Below are 18,868 nucleotides of genomic sequence, written 5' to 3'. Positions count from 1 at the left end.
CCATTGGTAAAAGAAGAGCATCACAGCAGTTTATTGAAATCCTTGGAAAAGAGCCTCGACGTCCTCGACCTCTTCGTCGAATGTAATACGGGCATGACCTTGAAGGAAATCGCTGAGCATACCCATCTGAATACGTCGACGGCTTTCCGCATTGTAAACACATTGGAACGGCGCCAGTATCTGACCCGCAACGATACGTCCAAGCAGTACCGCCTGGGGCCGCGGGCCCTGGCGCTGGGCTATTCGTCTCATTGGACGGAAAACGTCATCACCCTGGCCAAGCCGTATTTACGGCGTTTACAGAAGTTGTTTAACGAAACGGTCAGTATTTACATTGCCGAAGGCGACTGCCGCGTCTGCCTGGACCACGTCGAAAGTACCCATTCCCTGCGCCGGGTCATTCCCATCGGCGAATCGCTGCCCCTCTATAAGGGTGCTGCCGGCCGGGTCCTGCTGGCCTGGACGAGCGATGACGAACGCCAGCGCTATATCGAAAAATACGGCAATATTTCTGAAGAAGAGTTTGCCACGATCCGTCATAACGGCTATGCCATTACCCAGGATGAAAGCGAGCATGGACTGTTCGCCCTGTCTGTGCCTATCTTCAATTTTGAAGGCCAGGTCATCGCCTCGTTGACCATTGCCGGGCCGTCTATGCGCTTTTATGATTCCATCCGCCAGAAGATGTTGTTTACTATGAGTCAGTATGCCTATGAAATTTCCCATTCCTTAGGCTACCGCAAGAAAGAATGATAGGCCGCAGATGGAGGGCTGACGAGTTTTGTGTCGATGCCAGCCTGCTGGCCCCACGCCTGCTGGGCCAGTATGTCATCCATGAAACGCCACAGGGCATCTGCAGCGGCCGTATCGTCGAGACCGAAGCCTATGGCGGTTCTTATGACGGCTTTCCCGACGATGGGGCCCACAGTTTCCGCGGCCTGACCAAGCGGACGGCACCGATGTTCCATGCCGGCGGTATCAGCTATGTTTACTTGATTTACGGCATGTACTGCTGCTTCAATGTCGTCGCCGGTCCCGAAGGCGAAGGCCAGGCCGTGCTCATACGGGCCATCGAACCCATCTGCGGGACAGACCTCATGGCCGCACGGCGGAAGGCCAGGAAAGCCGGCAGGAACCTGACCAATGGACCGGGCAAGCTCTGTCAGGCCATGGCCATTACGCGCGAGGAAAACGCTTTAGATTTGACGTCTTCCTGCCTGTATATTGCCCATCCCGAAGAAGAGGTCCCGTTTACAGTGGCCGTTTCGCCGCGTATCCATATTGATTACGCCGTACATGGGAAATATTTTCCCTGGCGTTTTTATATCCAAGACAATCCTTATGTATCTAAGGTGTAAATATTTTAGGGGGAGATTATCATTATTGAATTCAGAGACTTTCGCTTAGAAGATAAACCACTTATAGATGACTATTTTCATCAGAAAAGATATGAACAGGCCGACGCTACCTTCATGACGCTCTTTGCCTGGCAGAAGCCCTATGAAATCCAGTGGGCCGAAGAAGACAATGTCCTCTATATCCGCTCAGGCCGCGGCAAGAAACAGTTCTGGATCCCGCCCTTCGCCCGCAAAGACGGCAGTTTCGTCAAAGGCGTCCTGCGCATGCACGAATGGTTCGATGAACATGGCTATCCTTTCTTGATGAAAGGCGTTACACCAGAAGCTGTCGAACGTATCAAGGCCCTCTGCGAAGACTGTTATGACTTCACGCCGGACCGGGACAATTATGAATACGTCTATCTGACCCAGAGCCTGATCAACTTGTCGGGCAAGAAATACCGCCAGAAGAAAAACAATCTCAATCACTTCCGCAATCAGTATTTCGGCAACTGGGAATACGTCCCCATTACGGAAGACATCTTCGATGAATGTCTGGCTGCGGAAAAATCCTGGTACGACCAGCACGAAGCCGGTGACGAAGATGATGAACTCTTGGGCGAACGCCATGCCATCGAAACGGTCTTCAATAACTGGGAAGTCCTCCAGCCGACGGGCGGAGCCATCCGCATGTACAATAAGATCGTCGCTTTCTCTATCGGCGAGATGCTCAACGATGATACGGCCATCATCCACTTTGAAAAGAGCGATCCGACGATCCGCGGCCTCTATCAGGTCATCAATCATGAATTCGTCGTCCATGCCTGGCCGCATACGACGTATATCAACCGTGAAGAAGATATGGGGATTCCCGGCCTGCGCCATTCCAAGGAATCGTACAATCCGGATCACTTCGTCGAAAAATACGACGTCACACTGCGTCATAAATAAGGGGGCTTTTCTATGCACTTCCGCTTAGCGGCTGAATCGGACCGGGGCCTCGTCGAAAGCCTTTGGGACTACTGTTTTGAACATCGGGAAGATCCTTTTTTCCAGTGGTACTTCAACCATTTCTATCAGCCTGAAAACGTCCTCATGGGCTTTGAGGGCGACAATATGGCCTGCCTGACCCATCTCAACCCGTACACCCTCTGTCTGCGCGGCAAAGCCGTAGACACGTCGTATATCGTCGGTTTGGCGACGCACCCGGCAGCCCGGCGCAGCGGCGTCGGTGGGAAACTGCTGACGGCAGCCCTAAAAGAAATGAAGCGCCGCGGTCATTATATCCACATCCTCATGCCCAGCAAGGCCGGTTTTTACCAGCCCTATGGTTATGAACTCTACTGCCATCAGTGGAAAGAGACGATGAATCTGGAAGCCCTGCGGCCGCTGACGGACCGGACCGTGCGCTATGCCTTTGTTAACAGCCCGGACCAGTGGCCTTACCTGGCTGCCATTTATGAAGGTTATACGAAAGGCCTGTCAGGCTATGCCCTGCGCGATGAAGCGAGCTGGCGGAGCCATATCGAAGCCCAGTTGGCCGAAGGCAATATCGCCGTCTGCTTCGATGGCGATGAACCCATTGGCTATGCCTTCTATCAGCTGGGAGAACCGACCATCATCAGCGGTGAATTCGTTTACACCTGCCGCAAAGGCAAGCGCGGCCTCTTAGGCTACATGTACAACCACCGTTCCCAGGGCGACGCCTTCCAGTGGAATGAAGGCATCCATGACCAGTCCTACCGCTTCTATCCCGACGGGAAACAGGGCCATGAAACGATGCCCTTCATGACAGGTCGCATCGTCGACGTCAAAGGGGCGCTGGAACAGCTGCCTTATCGAGCTGACGGGACCGTCACCTTCCATACAGAAGATCCCCTGGCAGACTGGAACTGCGGGACCTTTACCCTGACTGTAAACAATGGTAAACCCAAAGTAACCCTAGAAGAAAATAAACAACCGGATGTCACTATGCCCATCGGCACCCTGGCCCTGCTGGCCTTCGGCGCCATGGATGTAAACGACCTGGTCTTCAACGAAAAACTCCAGGGAAACGAAAAGGCTCTGCAAACCCTGCAGGATCTCTTCCCGACCGAAAAGAACTGGATCAACGAATGGTATTAGGGTTAGTGGCTCGTAGGAGCTGTTGCACGAATGTTTCTGCCATCATGCATGGTCCCTTTCTCTTTATCGTTTGTAGTACGGAGTTTGTAGAAGATGGCTTTAAATTTAAAACCATTCACTGCAAACTACAAACTTAACACTCAAAAAATAGGCTGTCTTAATACGACAGCCTATTTTTTCATCAATAAAACAGCAGAAAAGTCCTTTGCAAAAGACTACCAATTTAGTATAATAAGAAAATCAATGTATATTGGTTATTGATTACTAGGGGGAATTCAGTATGGAAAGTCAATTTTTTACGTCCTTCCTGATGATCAGCGATTGGCGGACAGTCTTATTCTTAGCTGTCCTGGCTGTTCTCTTCGGACTTATTCATTATCTCTATCATAAGCGCAAGATGGGCTTCCCGCTCGTCGTCTGCGTCGGTATGGTGGCCGGCGCTTTATTGGGCCTGGTTATGCAGCTGATGGCTGGCTTCCCTGATGATCCGACGAAAGTCGTCTTCATCAAGGAAACGACGAACTGGTTCCAGCTCTTTGGCAATGGCTATATCGACCTCATCAAGATGATCGTCATTCCGCTGGTCATCATTTCTATTGCCCACGTCGTCATCAATATGGATTCTGGCAAGACCATGAGCCGCCTGGTCAAGCGGACATTGCTGGTGACCTTGGTCATGACAGCTATTGCCGCCGTCATCGGCATCGTCTTCGGTATCCTTTTCGATGTCGGTTCGGGCAGTGCCATCAGCAGTGAAGCTGCCAAGGCCAAACCGAAGGATGTCGTCAGCGTGGCTTCGACCCTGCGGGCTCTCATTCCGGGAAACCTCGTCGATTCCATGGTCAAGAACAACGTCATCGGCATGGTCATCTTCGGTGCCGTCTTTGGCCGGGCCATCTGGTGGGTCAAAGCAGATAAGCCTGATATGGAAGCCTTTTTGCATAAACTCATCGATGGCCTGCACAAGACCATGATGAACATGGCCCTGCTCATCTTGGACTACATGCCCTGGGCTGTCATTGCCTTATTGGCTAACACCATTGCCCAGAAAGGCCTGGCAAGCATCCTCGACGTGGGCATCTTCATCATCGCCCTGTATGTCGCCCTTATCGTCCAGTTCATCATTCAGATCCTGGCCGTCATGCTGTATGGTGTCAATCCCATTCACTACTTGAAGAAAAGCGTGGCCCTGCTCATCCTGGCCTTTACGTTCCGGTCCAGCGCCGGCTGCCTGCCGGTCACCATTGAAACCCTGGTTACCCGCCTCGGCGTCAATCAGGGAACGGCGAGCTTTGTTGCCGGCTTTGGCACGACAGCCGGCATGCAGGGCTGTGCCGGCGTCTTCCCGGCTATGCTCATCGTCTACGTCTGCCATCTGACCGGGACGCCGCTGGATATTACCATGCTGGTCATGACCGTCATCGTCGTTACTATCGGCTCACTGGGCATTGCCGGGATTCCCGGTACGGCGACCATGGCCGCTTCAGTCAGCCTGTCCGGCGTCGGCATGGCCTCGTCGTTCAGCCTCATCGGCCCGATACTGGCCATCGATCCCCTCATCGACATGATGCGGACCATGGTCAACGTTTCTGGTTCCGTCACCAACTCCATCATGATCGATAAACAGCTGGGGACACTGGACATGACAAAATATAATAGCCATTAATCACTAAAAGGCACTGTCGCATGAAGACAGCGCCTTTTTTAGCAGTCAGCGGCTAGCTTTTAGCCGTTAGCAGATGGTTTTTATTTAAAAGCCTTAACTAAAAACTACAAACTGAAAACTTAATACTCGAAAAGGGGCTTGTCGCACATGCGACAAGTCCTTTTCCTTTTTGCCAAATAGGTGTAACATAAAATTATAATTACCTTATCTTTATGGAGGTGTTTCTATGGATTCTTTAGGCTATTTTGGCAAGTGGTTCCCGACGGAGCATAAGAAGTACACGGCTATTATCGCCATGATGTATGTTGGCGTCGTGACGACGGTCCTGGGCGTTTTATTTGAAATTGCCCTGCGGGGACTGGCTATGATCGGTTTGTTCGGCGGTCCTGCTGGGATACGGCGGACCATGGATGTCCTGACCTTTTTCAGCGGCCTCAATACGCTGGTCACGCTGGCTCTTCTGGTCATCATGATTTACCTGCTCTATAAGACGCGGGCTCTGGCTTATCTGCTCAAAATGTTCCTGGGCTATTTTGTCGTAGACCTATTGTTGATCTTGATTGCGGAAATTTTCAATGGGACTGTGGCTGCGATTCTCTGTATCTTAGGTATCATCGCTACTATTTATGTGAATCGCAAGCGCTGGCACTATATCAGCCAATACCGCCGCTATATTTACTACGTCATCCTCAGCTGGCTGGTCAGCGCCCTTTGTACGGCTGCCGTCGTCGGCCATATCGTCTATAGTATGACCCAGCTGATGTTCGGCATGACCCGCGGCGGCTATGGGACCTTTATCGGCTATGCCGTCCTCCTGGTCCTGGTCTGGATGATTCCTGTTTTCTGCCAGCATTACATCTATCGCCGGGAAGAACGGCTGGGGACTTCCTTCTATCAGGCCTTTCGCCTCATGTGTACCGTTCCCATGACAGCCCTGTTCTTCATCTTCGGCATTTCTTCCCTGGCGTCGATTGGCACCTTGAGCGGTGAAAATATGTTTACATCATTTAACTTTGACGATACAGGCGACAACCAAGCCAATCATCAAAACGATGAAAATGCAATGTCAACGCAAAATGTAAACGGAGTAAATGGAAAATACTGCCCTCATTGCGGCCGTCCCGTAGCGGCTGATGCGGCCTTTTGCAGTCATTGCGGCAAACCCGTCCATACGTGCCCGCAATGTCACCAGCCCGTCGACCCGTCGGCAAAATTCTGCCCGTCCTGCGGGGCCCCGCTGCAGGTTCCGCAAGCCCAATACGGTCCTCTGACCGATCGGACAGCCGTACAGCAGGAGGAAAAGGTAGTGCAGCCTGAAAGCCGGCCGGCAGTACATCCTGTAGTTATGCCGCAGCGGGAGAAAAAAGAAGTTCCTTTAAAAGCGCAGCTCCAGGAGCATCGCAATCTCCTCATCGCCCTGGCCTGCGTCCTCGTCGTGGCCATTGCCGGCGGCATCTGGTACGCCCATGAACAGAAAGCCCTACCGGCCCAGGGGAGTACCGTATCGTCGCAGCCTGTCAAGACGGCTGATTCGGAACTCTCTTTAAACGGCGTTTACCTGGACCAAAGCTGGGATGAAGCTAAAGACGGCCTGGGACGGGAACTCAGCACGTCGGATAGTAAAGACGGTGCCGTTCACCATAAGTTTACCGATATGGATGTCGTCGTCAAAGACGATAAAGTCATCATGCTGACATCCTCCTCGCCGGCAGCGCAGAGCAAGCGGGGCATCCATCAGGGCAGCTCTTTGGATGACGTCGTCAATGCCTATGGTGACGATTACCAGGCCTCGGAATACGGCGCCCAGATTCATTATGAATATACCTTTAAGACCGATGACGGGAAACAGGGAATCCTGCGCTTTGCCGTCAGCAAGAACAGCCAGACCGTCGAATATATCAGCGTCCGCCTGGCCGATGAAAAGACGGATGGCGCGAAGCAGGCTTTCCTGGCTTACCATAAGGCCATTTCCAATCACGACATGCAAAATGCCTTCCAGATGCTGACTGGGGAATTCCAGAATTCTGTCGGCGGCTATGATGGTTACGCGCCGGGCTATGCCAACACCTTGTCCAGCGACGTGTCCAATCTCCGCAAAATCGCTTCCGGAGGCGATAAGACGACCTTTTCCTTCACCTTGAAAGCGCGGGACCGTATCCCAGGCAGTGCCAAGGTCAAAGTCCAGTATTTCAACGGTCAGGTGACGATGGTAAAAGACGGGAACACCTGGAAAATCAGTGATATGAGTGCAAAGAAGACGGGAGAACATGTGGAATAAATGGTATGTCCGACATAAACGAAAACTGAAACGCATGGGGGCGATTACCTTGATCGCCGCCGTCGTCCTTTACGGACTCTGTTTCTACATGAGCTACAAAGCGGCGGATATCTTCAACCAAGTCGTCGCAGAACGCCAGCTCTTTCCCGGTACGGTCACGGTGGAACGCCTGACGGCGACGCCAGGCGGAACCGTGTCCTTTGAGGGCCTGGTATGGAACGATGAAGATGGGGATACGCTGGTCCAGATACCGGAAGGCCAGTTTACGGTCAAACTGAGCGATGTCCTGACCGGTCATATCGGTACGCAGACTGTCGAAGACGTGACTTTGAATAATGCCTATATTCATTTGATCTTTAATGATAAAATGGAGTTACAGCATATCCAGAAGGCCAGTGACCATCACAGCAGCGGCCCAAAGGATTTGGTCAAGGTCACAGGGCCTAAGAGCAACCGCCCCTTTAACTGCCACGTCGCCCTGCATCAGAGCGTCATCGAAGCTGAAGCGCCAGGCCGTTATTTCAAGATCGGCGATGTCGAGTTCTCTTCGGCCATCCATACTAAAGGCAAGACGAAAATCGACTTGCGGGCCGGTCACTTTTCCGGCATGATCGATGCCAAGTCCCTGCGCATCCGCGGCAGCCTGGATTTCAAAGAAGAAACGCCGCAGTATAACCTGTCGCTCTTGCTGAGCGACTGCAATCCCCGTTCCCTCGGGGCCGGCCTCGATATCGACGACCCGGCGACGGTTTCGGCCGACATCCGCGGCCCTTTATATGCCCCGGTCATCGACGGTACTTTGAAGATGGACCGTCTGGATATTACGGCCCTGGTCTTTACGGATGTCGTAGGACAGGTCCATTATGAACAGGGCCTGCTCGATATAAACGAAGTCACGGCCGGCGTCTTCGGCGGCTCCATGAAAGGTCATGGACAGGTAAACCTGGACGATAAATCGTATACGGCGGACATGACCGGCTCCCAGCTCAAAGGCGGCATTGCGGCCCATGACCTCTTCCTGCGCTGCAACGTCGACTTGAATCTGCACATGGAAGAAAATAAAACGACCGGAACCAAGGCGATTTACGGTGATTTCCAGTCCGGCCCGGGACGCTATCACCAGCTGCCCTTCCGGGGCATTTCCGGCTCTTTCGCTCAGGATGGCAAGACCTTGAACTTCCGGGACGTCGTCATTTCCATGTTCTTTGGTGACGTATCGACGGACGCTTTTTCCATTGTCAATGGCAAAGTCAAGATAGGGTCCATCAACATCAACTATAAAAACGGGAAGCGGAGCCGCTGGGGAAAAGGAGGCCCACAGCTAGTCCTGTGAGAAGCACTATAGATAGAGAAAGGAGTTTTTACTATGGATATTTCCCGATATTTAGCTGAAGAAGGCAAAAAAATCGATTTGACCCAGTGGTCGACGACTTGCGATGTGGACATCGACAAGAAGAAGGTCAAAGGCGAACTGCTGGACCAGACGATTTTCGAAATGCAGGATTTACAGGAAAAGCTCTGTGCCGACAATCACTACGGCCTGATCATCGTCCTGCAGGCCATGGATGCGGCCGGGAAAGACGGTACGGTCAAACACGTCTTTGCCCACCTCAATCCGGCTGGCGTCAAAGTGCACAGCTTCAAGAAACCGAGCTCGGAAGAACTGGATCACGACTATATGTGGCGCATCAATAAAGCCCTGCCCGGCCGGGGTGAAATCGGCATCTTCAACCGCTCGCACTATGAAGAAGTCGTCGTCGCCCGCATCCACAACCTCATCAAAAGCGACGGTATGCCGGAAAAACTGGTACGCAAGGATATCTGGGAAACGCGCTACCGCCAGATATGCGACTGGGAACGGTACTTGTCGGAAAATGGCTTCCCTATGGTCAAAATCTTCCTCCATTTGTCGAAAGATGAACAGAAGAAACGCCTCATCGACCGCATCCTGACTAAGCAGAAGAATTGGAAGTTCGACATGTCTGACATCGAGGAACGGCAATATTGGAACCGCTATCAGAAAGTCTACGGCGAAGTCTTATCGGCCACGTCGACGAAGTACGCTCCCTGGTACATCGTCCCGGCTGATGACAAGTGGTATACGCGCTATGTCGTCGCCCAGATCGTCCTAAAGGAACTCAAGGCCATTAACCCGAAATTCCCGAAATTGTCACCGGAAGTCGAAAAACAGCTGGCCCGGTTCCGCCAGCTCCTGAAAGAAGTCGATATCAAGGACTTGAAGAGCATCAAGAATGCCATTGATGAGCAAAAAGTCAAATAAGAAGTGTTCCTGATAGGGTCAAATGTGATATAATAAGGACGGTTCAAGAAAACCGATGAAGTTCTGTACACGTTTTGAGACATATCTCAAGGAGGTACCGTTATGCTCGATGCAAAAGTAAAAGAATTAATCAATACCCAGATCAATCAGGAATTCTATTCGGAATATTTGTATTTAGCTTTTGCCAACTATTTCTATGACAATGGCCTCGATGGCTTTGCCAACTGGTATGATGTCCAGGCCCAGGAAGAACGGGATCACGCGATGCTCATGCGGACGTATCTGCATAACAACGGCGAACGCGTTACCTTCTCGGCCATCGCCGAACCGCAGAACGACTTTGACAGCATCAAAGCGGTCCTCAAAGCCGGCTTGGCTCATGAACAGTATGTCACGTCGCTGATCAACAAGATTTATCAGGCTGCCGATACAGTCCACGATTACCGGACCATGCAGTGCTTCGACTGGTTCGTCAAGGAACAGGGCGAAGAAGAAAAGAATGCCGACGATTTGATCAAGAAATACAAGATGTTCGGCAGCGATGCCAAAGGCCTTTATGCCCTGAACCAGGAATTACTGGCCCGTACGTATGTCGCCCCGACGTTAGTCCTGTAAGGATCCATACAATTTCATAGTGCAATCAGGTGCGTAAGCTCAATAGAGAAGTCCGGTGCAAAACCGGCGCGGTCCCGCCGCTGTAAGGAGGAGCCCGGCTGCAATGATGTCACTGTACGTCCGCGTATGGGAAGGCGCAGCCATGGCCATGAGTCCGAGCCAGAAGAACTGCCTGATTAGGATCACCGGTTGACCTGCGAGCGATGGGGATGGCGATTTTTTCAGCGAGCCGTTTTTTTGAGCTGCTCGCTGTGAAGGACTCCGTATGTAAGAGACTGTCGCATGAAGGCTTCTGCCATCATGTGACAGCCTCTTTTTTTATATTTTTTTATCAAAGGAGAGATGATTATGTTCCACAAAAAATTAAAGACAGCGCTGATTTTATCTTTGGCCCTGACGTCGTTTGGTGCTTTTTCGGCGCCCTCTTTTGCTGCCGGCTATACGCTGAACCCGGAAGTCAAGGACGCTACGCCGGCTTTGAAACAGGCCGCGGAAATCGGGGTCCGCACGTACAACAACCCGGAAATGCAGAACGAAGCCAATAAAGACGCCATCCTGGTATTGAGCTTCGGCACGACTTATAAGGACAGCCGCCAGAAGACCATCGATCAGACCGTTGCGGCTATCAAGGCGGCCCATCCGGACCAGAAAGTCGTCGTCGCCTTTACGTCGCATATCATCGTCGACCGCATCAAGGCCAAAGAAGGCGTGACCGTACCGACGCCGGAACAGGCCATGGCCCAGCTGAAAAAAGAAGGCTATACGCGCGTGGCCATTACCTCCCTGGACATCATCCCGGGTATGGAATATGCCTATGATACGGCTATTTTCGACCTCTACAAACATGATTTCAAGAAGTTGACCCTCGGCACGCCGCTCATGTATTGGATGGGCCAGGAAGACCAGCGCGACGACATCGCTGAATTCGTCAAAGCCTTTTCGACACAGTTCCCGAAAATCGGCAAGAAAGACGCCATCCTGGTCATGGCCCATGGCACGCCGCATCCGGCCAATGCTTATTACTCCGTCGTCCAGAACCGCCTCGATGCAGCTGACCTGGGCAATGTCTACATCTACTCTGTCGAAGGCTGGCCCCATCTGGATACAGTCATTCCCCAGCTGAAAGCCAAGGGCATCAAGCACGTCATCCTCATGCCCATGATGATGGTCGCCGGCGACCATGCCAATAACGACATGGCCGGTGCCGATGCCGATTCCCATAAGAGTATCCTGGAAAAAGAAGGCTTCACGGTTACGACCTATATCCATGGCTTGGGAGAAAATGAAGCGGTCCGCCAGATGTTCGTCGAACGGGCTGATGAAGCCTGGAATGCCCTGGAAGCCCAGTAATTTGACTTCATGGAATTTTTTTCTACCAATTTAGTCCATCCTTTTCGTCTATCATTCCATATGCTTCCTTTGTATAATGAATTCACGAAATGCATATAACAAACGTGAAGAAATAGGAGATGGAAGACATGAAACAAGTGAAAATAATTACAGCTCAAGAAGCAGCTCAGCTCGTCAAAGACGGTGACGTCGTCACGACCAATGGTTTCGTCGGTTCCGGACAGCCGGAAGCGCTGACCAGCGCCCTGGAAGAACGCTTCCTCAATACGGGTTCGCCGAGAGATTTGACGCTCATCTATGCCGCTTCCCAGGGGAATACGGATGGCCGCGGCGGCGACCACTTCGCCCACGAAGGGATGCTGAAAAAAGCCATCCTCGGCCACTGGAACGCCGTTACGGCCCTGCAGAAATTAGTCAATGAAAATAAGATCCAGGCCTACAATCTGCCCCAGGGCACGCTGTCCCAGTATTTCCGTGACGTCGCAGCTCATCGCTTAGGCACGATTACCCACGTCGGCCTCGATACCTTTGCGGACCCCCGCATCAGCGGCGGCCGTCTCAATGACGTCACCAAGGAAGACTTCGTCAAAGTCATCAACATCGAAGGCCATGACCAGCTCTTCTATCCGCGCATGGATATGAATATCGGCTTCATCCGCGGGACTTATGCCGATGAATGGGGCAACGTCGTCCTGACCAAGGAAGTATCGCCTTTCGATGCCACGCCGCTGGCACAGGCCGTCCATAACAGCGGCGGTATCGTCGTCGTCCAGGTCGAAAAAATCGTCAAAGGCGGCACGCTCGACCCGAAACTGGTCAAAGTACCGGGCATCTACGTCGACTATGTCGTTCAGGTCGATGACGAAACGAAACGGCAGCAGTCCTTTGACTGCGAATATGACCCGTCCCTGACAGGCGAAACGACGATTCCCGTCAAAGCCCTGGATCCGGCTCTGCTCAATGCCAAGAAAGTCATTGCCCGCCGGGCAGCCCTGTTGCTCCTCAATATGAGCAGTGAAGCCGTCATCAACCTGGGCATCGGTATTCCGGAACTCGTCTCGTCCGTAGCCAACGAAGAAGGCATCGGCGACAGCCTGACCATGACTGTCGAAGCCGGGGCCATCGGCGGCGTACCTCTCGGCGGCGTCCGCTTCGGGGCTTCTGTCAATGCCGAAGCCTACATGGACCAGGCCACACAGTTCGACTTCTATGATGGCGGCGGCCTGGACCTGACCTGCCTGGGCCTGGCCGAATGCGATAAAGAAGGCAATATCAACGTATCCAAATTCGGTACGCGCATTGCCGGCTGCGGCGGCTTCGTCAACATCACCCAGAATACGAAGAACGTCGTCTTCTGCGGGACCTTTACGACAGGGAAACTCCGCGAAGAAATCAAAGACGGTGAACTGCACATCCTGCAGGAAGGGAAAGTCAAGAAATTCGTTCCTGAAGTCGGTCACATCACCTTCAGCGGCAACTATGCCCGTAAACATAAACAGCATGTCCTCTACATCACAGAACGTGCCGTATTCGAAATGAAAGAAGACGGTGTACACCTGACCGAAATCGCTCCGGGCATCGACCTCCAGAAAGACGTCCTCGACCAGATGGGCTTCACGCCGATCATCGACGAAGTCAAAGTCATGCCGGCCTTCCTCTTTGAAGATAAACCCATGGGTTTGAAAAAGATGAAAGAAGAAATGAACAAATAATGGTTTGTAGTACAGAGTTTGTAGTTTGCAGAAAAGCTCCCCTGATAGGGGAGCTGGCCGCCGAAGGCGGCTTGAGAGGTTTTGACACAGCCGCGGACTACGCTGTGAGTTGCGGACTGTAAAAAAAGGGCTTGTCGCATTTGCGACAAGCTTCTTTTTTTGATTGTAGGGGCTCGCACGTGGCGAGCCCGTCAGGTATATGTTATGATGCCTGTAGCCGATTTGCATGGGCGGGCGCCCCACGTGGGCGCCCCTACAGAAAAAGAGGCTGTCTTAATGCGACAGCCTCTTTTTTTACTTCGACAAGGACAAGGTCCTTTCGATGAGCGGTTTATACGTTTCGTATTTTTTCTTTAAGGCTTCTAAATCATACTGGCGGTATGACGGCTGGTTCTTCATGTTCTGGAAGGCATTGAGCAGGATGGAGTGGAGGCGGTTGCTGCTGATGACGTAGAACGAATCGGCGTCGTTGGGGATATTCCGCTTGTTCTTTTTCAGGAAGCCTGTCTTGTAGTTGGAATAGAAGGACAAGTCCTTGCCCGTGTACATGCCGTCGCTGACGGTCGGCAAGAGGACGCCAATCGTTAAGTTGGGATTCTTTTCCAGGCCTTCAAAGATACTCTTGATATGCGCTTTCCGTTCTTCCGCAGTCAAGCGGTATTCGATGTCGGTCAGGTAGATGTAGCCCGATTCGACGTAGCGCAGGAGCGATGTCGTCGGCATGATGAAGGTGATTTCCGAAGCATTGAGGATTTCTTCCCACGTGACGCAGAGGCGCTGGATGGCAAAGGCCTGTTCCGGCGATACGGTTTCGCTGATGTGGTCGAAGACTTCGTGAGGAAGGAGGAATTCAAAGCCGATGGTCAAGTAGAAGAAGAATTTCGTTGTCGCATAGAAGGCCGTGCGATAGCCGAGTTCTTCCAGTCCCAGAGAGCTGACCGTCGACATGAGCGGTTTCTTTTCAGCTCCGTTGAAACTGAATTTTTCATAAATATCGCCGACTAAGGATTCGTCGAAAATATAGGTGCACATCTTGAAGCGGGGCTGTGTGTCCAGGGCATATTGAACGACGAACGCGCCCTTGAGGATGATGAGGTTGGCATTGGACGTATCCTGGATGTCATAAAAGACGAAATCGATATCCAAAAAATTATCGAGCGTACGATAGACCGTGATTAAATCATCGAAGTTGCTTTCAATTTTATCTAAGTCCAGGCCGACGCGGATGGTCAGTCTGTGTTGTAATTCGAGGCCTTCGAAATATTTCCAGAACCCTGTTTTGTATAAAGTACAAAATTCACCGAGGACCAGGAGCTCACCATCACTTTCGAGGCTTTGAATGCCCTTTTGCAGCAAGTCCGACAAGAAAGCCGACGTATCGTGATGACCGGTGACGACCTGGATGGACGGGCGGTTTTCTTTGCCCTTGGGAGCCCGGTTCTGGTTCAGCGTCGTCCGGTAGGCGGCGCAGAGGTACTGGCCGATTTCAAAGCCCAGGTCATCCGTATTTTCGGAAATGGGGAAGGTTTTAAAGAACTTGGCCTCTTTCTTCTGCTTAGTGATCAGTTCGGCAAAGTATTGGCCCATTTCTTCGTTGATCCGTTCGACATAACGGGAAGACGGTAATTTCGTACCGTTGCTCCATTTATTGACGTAGGACACATCGTAACCGACGACATCGGCCAGGGAAATGAACTTGGCCTGTGTGAAGGTAATGAGCCGTTTTAACGTTGAAGCATATCCATCTGAAATCACGTTGTAACCTCCTTCAATACGAAATTGTCATATTTTTTATATAGAACATATATGGCTTTTAATATATATATAATACATTCATTCTCTGTATAAATTTAATTCAATCGAGCATGTACATTTTATCACATACCTTGGTGAATCACAATGATTTTGACAAAAAAATTCACATGGACTTAATTCTATGCAAAAAAGGTCAAGCCTTTCCTGTTTTGTTCCAACTTGGTCATTTGTATACTGTAGTCACAAGGTTGGTTCAAGGCAAGGCCAATCAATTAAGACATAGTTGATAATTTTTATAACTATATTAGGAGGTTTTTCATTATGGCTTACAACAATATTAAATTCGTCAACGAAGATGGTATCGGTATTTTAACGATCAGCCGCCCGAAGGCTCTCAACGCATTGAACACGGAAACAGTTACGGAACTGAATGACTGCGTTGGCAAAATCGAAGCTGACGAATCGGTAAAAGTTGTCATCATCACTGGTGAAGGTGCTAAATCCTTCGTCGCCGGTGCCGACATCGTTGAAATGTCCACTAAGAACCCTGTCGAAGGCCGTAAATTCGGTAAGATTTCCCAGGATACTTTCACGCGCATCGAAAACCTGCCCCAGCCGGTCATTGCAGCTGTTAACGGCTACGCTCTCGGCGGCGGCTGCGAACTCGCCTGCGCTTGCGACTTCCGTTATGCTGCTGAAAACGCTAAATTCGGTCAGCCTGAAGTTGGCCTCGGCATCACACCGGGCTTCGGCGGCACTCAGCGTCTCCCCCGTGTCGTAGGCCGCGGCTATGGCAAAGAAATGATTTTCCGCGCTAACATGATCGACGCTCAGGAAGCTCATCGCATCGGCTTGGTCAACAAAGTCGTTCCTCAGGAAGAATTGATGGATACCTGCAAAAAGGTAGCGAAAGAAATCATGGGCAACGCTCCTATCGCTGTACAGCTCGCTAAGACGGCTATCAACCGCGGCATCAACTGCGACGTCGTCACTGGCATCGCTTACGAAGACGAAGTATTCGCCCTCTGCTTCTCCACGGCAGACCAGAAGGAAGGCATGGACGCATTCGTCAACAAACGCGCTAAACACTTCCAGGGCAAATAATAGAGCACGCTTCATTGTTAGAAGGAGGGGCTTCGCATGGCAGCTGAAAGCTTCGTGCGACAGTCCCTTTCCTATAAACCTTTAGTATGTAATAAGAATTATTTTTAGGAGGAATATTTACTATGGATTTCAAACTCAGCGAAATGCAGCAGGATATTGCTAAACTGGCTAAAGATTTTGCAGAAAAAGAATTGGCACCGACTGTCAAAGAACGTGACGAAAAGGAAGTCTTTGACCGCGCTATCCTCGACAAAATGGGTACCCTCGGCCTTCTCGGCATCCCCTGGGAAGAAGAAAACGGCGGCGTAGGCGCTGACTTCCTCAGCCTGGCTGTTGCTTGTGAAGAAGTTGCTAAAGTCGACCCGTCCATCGCCCTCAGCTTCGAAGTACACACTATGCTCTGCTCCTGGCCAATCTGGAAGTTCGGTACGCCTGAACAGAAGGCTAAATTCCTCAAACCCTTGGCAGAAGGCACGAAACTCGGCGCTTTCGGTCTTACCGAACCGAACGCTGGTACCGACGCTTTGAACGGCTCCACAGTCGCTACGAAAAATGAAGATGGCAGCTACACCTTGAACGGTTCCAAAGTCTTCAACACCAACGGTGGCGAAGCTGACGTTACGGTCGTATTCGCTTCGACGGACAAATCCAAAGGCGCTAAAGGCATGAGCGCTTTCATCCTGGAAAAAGGCATGGAAGGCTTTACCTATGGCAAAGAAGAAGTTAAAATGGGTATCCGCGCTTCCGTACAGCGTGAACTCGTATTCCAGAACGTAAAAGTCCCGGCTGAAAACCTCCTCGGCAAAGAAGGCGAAGGTTTCAAGATTGCTATGATGACCCTCGACGGCGGCCGCGTCGGCGTCGGTGCACAGGCTCTCGGCATTGCTGAAGGCGCTTACAATGCAGCTGTTCAGTATGCTAAAGAACGTACACAGTTCGGCAAACCGATCGCTAAATTCCAGGCTATCAGCTTCATGCTGGCTGACATGAAACTCAAGATTGAAACGGCCCGCCTCGCAGTTTATCAGGCTGCTTGGAAAATGGCTCAGCCCGATGTTAAATCCTACTCTGTAGATGCAGCTATCGCTAAGAAATACGCTTCTGACGTAGCTATGCAGGTCACCACCGATGCTGTCCAGGTATTCGGCGGCTATGGCTTCACTCGTGAATACCCGGTTGAACGCTACATGCGCGATGCTAAGATCACTCAGATTTACGAAGGCACCAACCAGGTACAGCAGATGGTCATTTCCGGTGCTATCCTCCGATAAGCCGGCTCACCGTCTTTCTTCCTGAAGTACATATAATAGAATAATAAGTATATGAGATGACGCTCCAAAGAAAGGGACCTCGCATGAAACTTCCGCCCATCATGTGAGGCCCTTTTCTTTTTTTTACAAATAAAGAATAATTATTTGTTGATTATTTCTTGACAAAAATGGCTGAATCATGTAAGATATAGACATAACAAAGAACTAATATCAATTAAAAGTACAAAAGATTTCATTACCACCTATGAACGACATATAATATATAATTCTTATATATGCACTTGAATTTTTTGTTAGAGGAGGAGTTATCATGAAAGACGTAAAATTCTATCAGCTCGAAGGTAAAAACGTATTGGCTTTGCTCAGCGGCAGCGTAGAAGGCGCTGAACCCATTGCCGTCGGTTCCGTTGATGCAGCTAAAGAAAAACACATCCCCGTCGTAAAACGCGTTGGCGATAAACTGGAAGTCACTGTCGGCTCTGTCATCCATCCGATGTTGGAAGAACACCACATCGAATGGATTGCCTTGGCAACGGATGATAAACTGGAAGTCAAATTCCTCAAACCCGGTGAAGAACCGAAAGCTGTATTCGCAGCCGTCGACTCCGGCGTCGTATACGAATCGTGCAATCTCCACGGTATTTGGAAAGCGGAATTTTAAGGGATAAAAAAGGGCTTGCCGCACACGCGGCAAGCTTTTTTTGCAGGCCGCAGGCCGGAGCCCATCGTCATTGGCGATGTCGTTCGTCGTAGGCCGTTCATCGTTCATCGACGACGATTCAGATGCGGCGTCCCGCCGCGACTGACTCGGACTGACAACATCGCTTCGAGTAACCCTCGGCTCGTAGAGGAGAACCCCTCCACCGCAAGCGGTCCCCCTCCCCTTCGCAGGGGAACGTCCTTTAACCTCTCAGACCGCCTTTGGCGGCCAGCTCCCCTATGAAGGGAGCCTTTGGCGGCCCGCTGTGAACAAGAGAGATATGCTTGACCGGAATATGTGGCATGGGTTTGCGACCGGCGACCGGCGTCAAGGATTTGAAAAAAATCCTTGACAATCTCTTTACACAGTAGTATACTAAATAAGCTGTCGGGGCAAGGCCCTGACGCAGCAGGAAGTTTGAATTTAAAAAAAGTTCAAATTAATCCTTGACAAGCTCTTCTGAGTTTGTTAAAATAAACAAGTCGTCGCCACCCGGTGATGACAACGATGACCTTTGAAAACTGAACAATGAACTGAATGAACGCCAACGTGCGAGGTTCTATTTATAGAACGTCAAACAATGAGTAATACCAATCAATAAACAAGAGCCAAACGCTCTTCCATATATCATGGAGAGTTTGATCCTGGCTCAGGACGAACGCTGGCGGCGTGCTT

The 18,868-nt window shown here is 51.0% G+C and carries 15 protein-coding genes and 1 riboswitch; of the genes, 14 read left to right on the top strand and 1 reads right to left on the bottom strand.

Going from position 1 to position 18,868, the window contains the following annotated elements:
* Positions 1 to 3: 3 nt before the first annotated feature.
* The 11 genes from ACFCTO_RS10465 (at position 4) to ACFCTO_RS10415 (ending at position 13,363) form a co-directional block, all read left to right on the top strand.
* On the top strand, positions 4 to 753 hold the full coding sequence (locus ACFCTO_RS10465; RefSeq protein WP_499876844.1) for an IclR family transcriptional regulator: 750 nt from the start codon (positions 4 to 6) through the stop codon (positions 751 to 753).
* On the top strand, positions 750 to 1,358 hold the full coding sequence (locus ACFCTO_RS10460; protein WP_292261907.1) for a DNA-3-methyladenine glycosylase: 609 nt from the start codon (positions 750 to 752) through the stop codon (positions 1,356 to 1,358). The genes ACFCTO_RS10465 and ACFCTO_RS10460 overlap by 4 nt, the downstream gene beginning before the upstream one ends.
* Before the next feature lie 114 nt (positions 1,359 to 1,472).
* On the top strand, positions 1,473 to 2,288 hold the full coding sequence (locus ACFCTO_RS10455) for a DUF2156 domain-containing protein (RefSeq protein WP_499876843.1): 816 nt from the start codon (positions 1,473 to 1,475) through the stop codon (positions 2,286 to 2,288).
* 12 nt (positions 2,289 to 2,300) lie between these two features.
* Positions 2,301 to 3,461 (top strand): GNAT family N-acetyltransferase, encoded by a 1,161-nt coding sequence (locus ACFCTO_RS10450; RefSeq protein ID WP_499876842.1) that lies wholly within the window; start codon positions 2,301 to 2,303, stop codon positions 3,459 to 3,461.
* A 280-nt stretch (positions 3,462 to 3,741) separates the two neighbouring features.
* Entirely contained in the window at positions 3,742 to 5,127 is a 1,386-nt protein-coding gene (locus tag ACFCTO_RS10445; protein WP_499876841.1) for a cation:dicarboxylate symporter family transporter, read from the top strand.
* A 226-nt stretch (positions 5,128 to 5,353) separates the two neighbouring features.
* A complete protein-coding gene (locus ACFCTO_RS10440; protein ID WP_499876840.1) occupies positions 5,354 to 7,405 on the top strand; it encodes a zinc-ribbon domain-containing protein in 2,052 nt (683 codons plus the stop codon).
* Positions 7,395 to 8,738: an AsmA family protein gene (locus tag ACFCTO_RS10435; protein ID WP_499876839.1), complete on the top strand. Its 1,344-nt coding sequence runs from the start codon at positions 7,395 to 7,397 to the stop codon at positions 8,736 to 8,738. The genes ACFCTO_RS10440 and ACFCTO_RS10435 overlap by 11 nt, the downstream gene beginning before the upstream one ends.
* Positions 8,739 to 8,771: 33 nt before the next feature.
* Positions 8,772 to 9,686: a PPK2 family polyphosphate kinase gene (locus ACFCTO_RS10430; protein WP_499876838.1), complete on the top strand. Its 915-nt coding sequence runs from the start codon at positions 8,772 to 8,774 to the stop codon at positions 9,684 to 9,686.
* 102 nt (positions 9,687 to 9,788) lie between these two features.
* A complete protein-coding gene (locus ACFCTO_RS10425; RefSeq protein ID WP_294024156.1) occupies positions 9,789 to 10,301 on the top strand; it encodes a ferritin in 513 nt (170 codons plus the stop codon).
* 10 nt (positions 10,302 to 10,311) lie between these two features.
* Positions 10,312 to 10,491: riboswitch (cobalamin riboswitch) on the top strand.
* Positions 10,492 to 10,649: 158 nt separating this feature from the next.
* Positions 10,650 to 11,651 (top strand): sirohydrochlorin cobaltochelatase, encoded by a 1,002-nt coding sequence (locus ACFCTO_RS10420; RefSeq protein WP_292300697.1) that lies wholly within the window; start codon positions 10,650 to 10,652, stop codon positions 11,649 to 11,651.
* Between the two features lie 128 nt (positions 11,652 to 11,779).
* Positions 11,780 to 13,363: an acyl CoA:acetate/3-ketoacid CoA transferase gene (locus ACFCTO_RS10415; protein ID WP_444318426.1), complete on the top strand. Its 1,584-nt coding sequence runs from the start codon at positions 11,780 to 11,782 to the stop codon at positions 13,361 to 13,363.
* Positions 13,364 to 13,657: 294 nt separating this feature from the next.
* On the opposite strand, the gene ACFCTO_RS10410 is transcribed toward ACFCTO_RS10415, so the two are convergent.
* Positions 13,658 to 15,118: a hypothetical protein gene (locus ACFCTO_RS10410; RefSeq protein ID WP_499876837.1), complete on the bottom strand. Its 1,461-nt coding sequence runs from the start codon at positions 15,116 to 15,118 to the stop codon at positions 13,658 to 13,660.
* 321 nt (positions 15,119 to 15,439) lie between these two features.
* On the opposite strand from ACFCTO_RS10410, the gene ACFCTO_RS10405 reads away from it, so the two are divergent.
* From ACFCTO_RS10405 to ACFCTO_RS10395, 3 genes are all read left to right on the top strand, one after another.
* Entirely contained in the window at positions 15,440 to 16,222 is a 783-nt protein-coding gene (locus ACFCTO_RS10405) for an enoyl-CoA hydratase-related protein (RefSeq protein ID WP_020724211.1), read from the top strand.
* 122 nt (positions 16,223 to 16,344) lie between these two features.
* Entirely contained in the window at positions 16,345 to 17,493 is a 1,149-nt protein-coding gene (locus ACFCTO_RS10400) for an acyl-CoA dehydrogenase (RefSeq protein WP_370853862.1), read from the top strand.
* 310 nt (positions 17,494 to 17,803) lie between these two features.
* Positions 17,804 to 18,154: a desulfoferrodoxin family protein gene (locus tag ACFCTO_RS10395; RefSeq protein ID WP_020311887.1), complete on the top strand. Its 351-nt coding sequence runs from the start codon at positions 17,804 to 17,806 to the stop codon at positions 18,152 to 18,154.
* The last annotated feature ends 714 nt before the right edge of the window (positions 18,155 to 18,868 follow it).

The organism is Megasphaera indica (genome assembly GCF_046614755.1).
Lineage (GTDB): Bacteria > Bacillota > Negativicutes > Veillonellales > Megasphaeraceae > Megasphaera > Megasphaera intestinihominis.
The sequence above is the reverse complement of the archived record's forward strand: the minus strand, read 5'-3'. Positions and strand labels throughout refer to the sequence as shown.

Coding starts and splice junctions, on each gene's coding strand:
- ACFCTO_RS10460 (WP_292261907.1), top strand. CDS start 750: ATGATAGGCCGCAGATGGAGGGCTGACGAGTTTTGTGTCGATGCCAGC.
- ACFCTO_RS10455 (WP_499876843.1), top strand. CDS start 1,473: ATGACGCTCTTTGCCTGGCAGAAGCCCTATGAAATCCAGTGGGCCGAA.
- ACFCTO_RS10450 (WP_499876842.1), top strand. CDS start 2,301: ATGCACTTCCGCTTAGCGGCTGAATCGGACCGGGGCCTCGTCGAAAGC.
- ACFCTO_RS10445 (WP_499876841.1), top strand. CDS start 3,742: ATGGAAAGTCAATTTTTTACGTCCTTCCTGATGATCAGCGATTGGCGG.
- ACFCTO_RS10440 (WP_499876840.1), top strand. CDS start 5,354: ATGGATTCTTTAGGCTATTTTGGCAAGTGGTTCCCGACGGAGCATAAG.
- ACFCTO_RS10435 (WP_499876839.1), top strand. CDS start 7,395: ATGTGGAATAAATGGTATGTCCGACATAAACGAAAACTGAAACGCATG.
- ACFCTO_RS10430 (WP_499876838.1), top strand. CDS start 8,772: ATGGATATTTCCCGATATTTAGCTGAAGAAGGCAAAAAAATCGATTTG.
- ACFCTO_RS10425 (WP_294024156.1), top strand. CDS start 9,789: ATGCTCGATGCAAAAGTAAAAGAATTAATCAATACCCAGATCAATCAG.
- ACFCTO_RS10420 (WP_292300697.1), top strand. CDS start 10,650: ATGTTCCACAAAAAATTAAAGACAGCGCTGATTTTATCTTTGGCCCTG.
- ACFCTO_RS10415 (WP_444318426.1), top strand. CDS start 11,780: ATGAAACAAGTGAAAATAATTACAGCTCAAGAAGCAGCTCAGCTCGTC.
- ACFCTO_RS10405 (WP_020724211.1), top strand. CDS start 15,440: ATGGCTTACAACAATATTAAATTCGTCAACGAAGATGGTATCGGTATT.
- ACFCTO_RS10400 (WP_370853862.1), top strand. CDS start 16,345: ATGGATTTCAAACTCAGCGAAATGCAGCAGGATATTGCTAAACTGGCT.
- ACFCTO_RS10395 (WP_020311887.1), top strand. CDS start 17,804: ATGAAAGACGTAAAATTCTATCAGCTCGAAGGTAAAAACGTATTGGCT.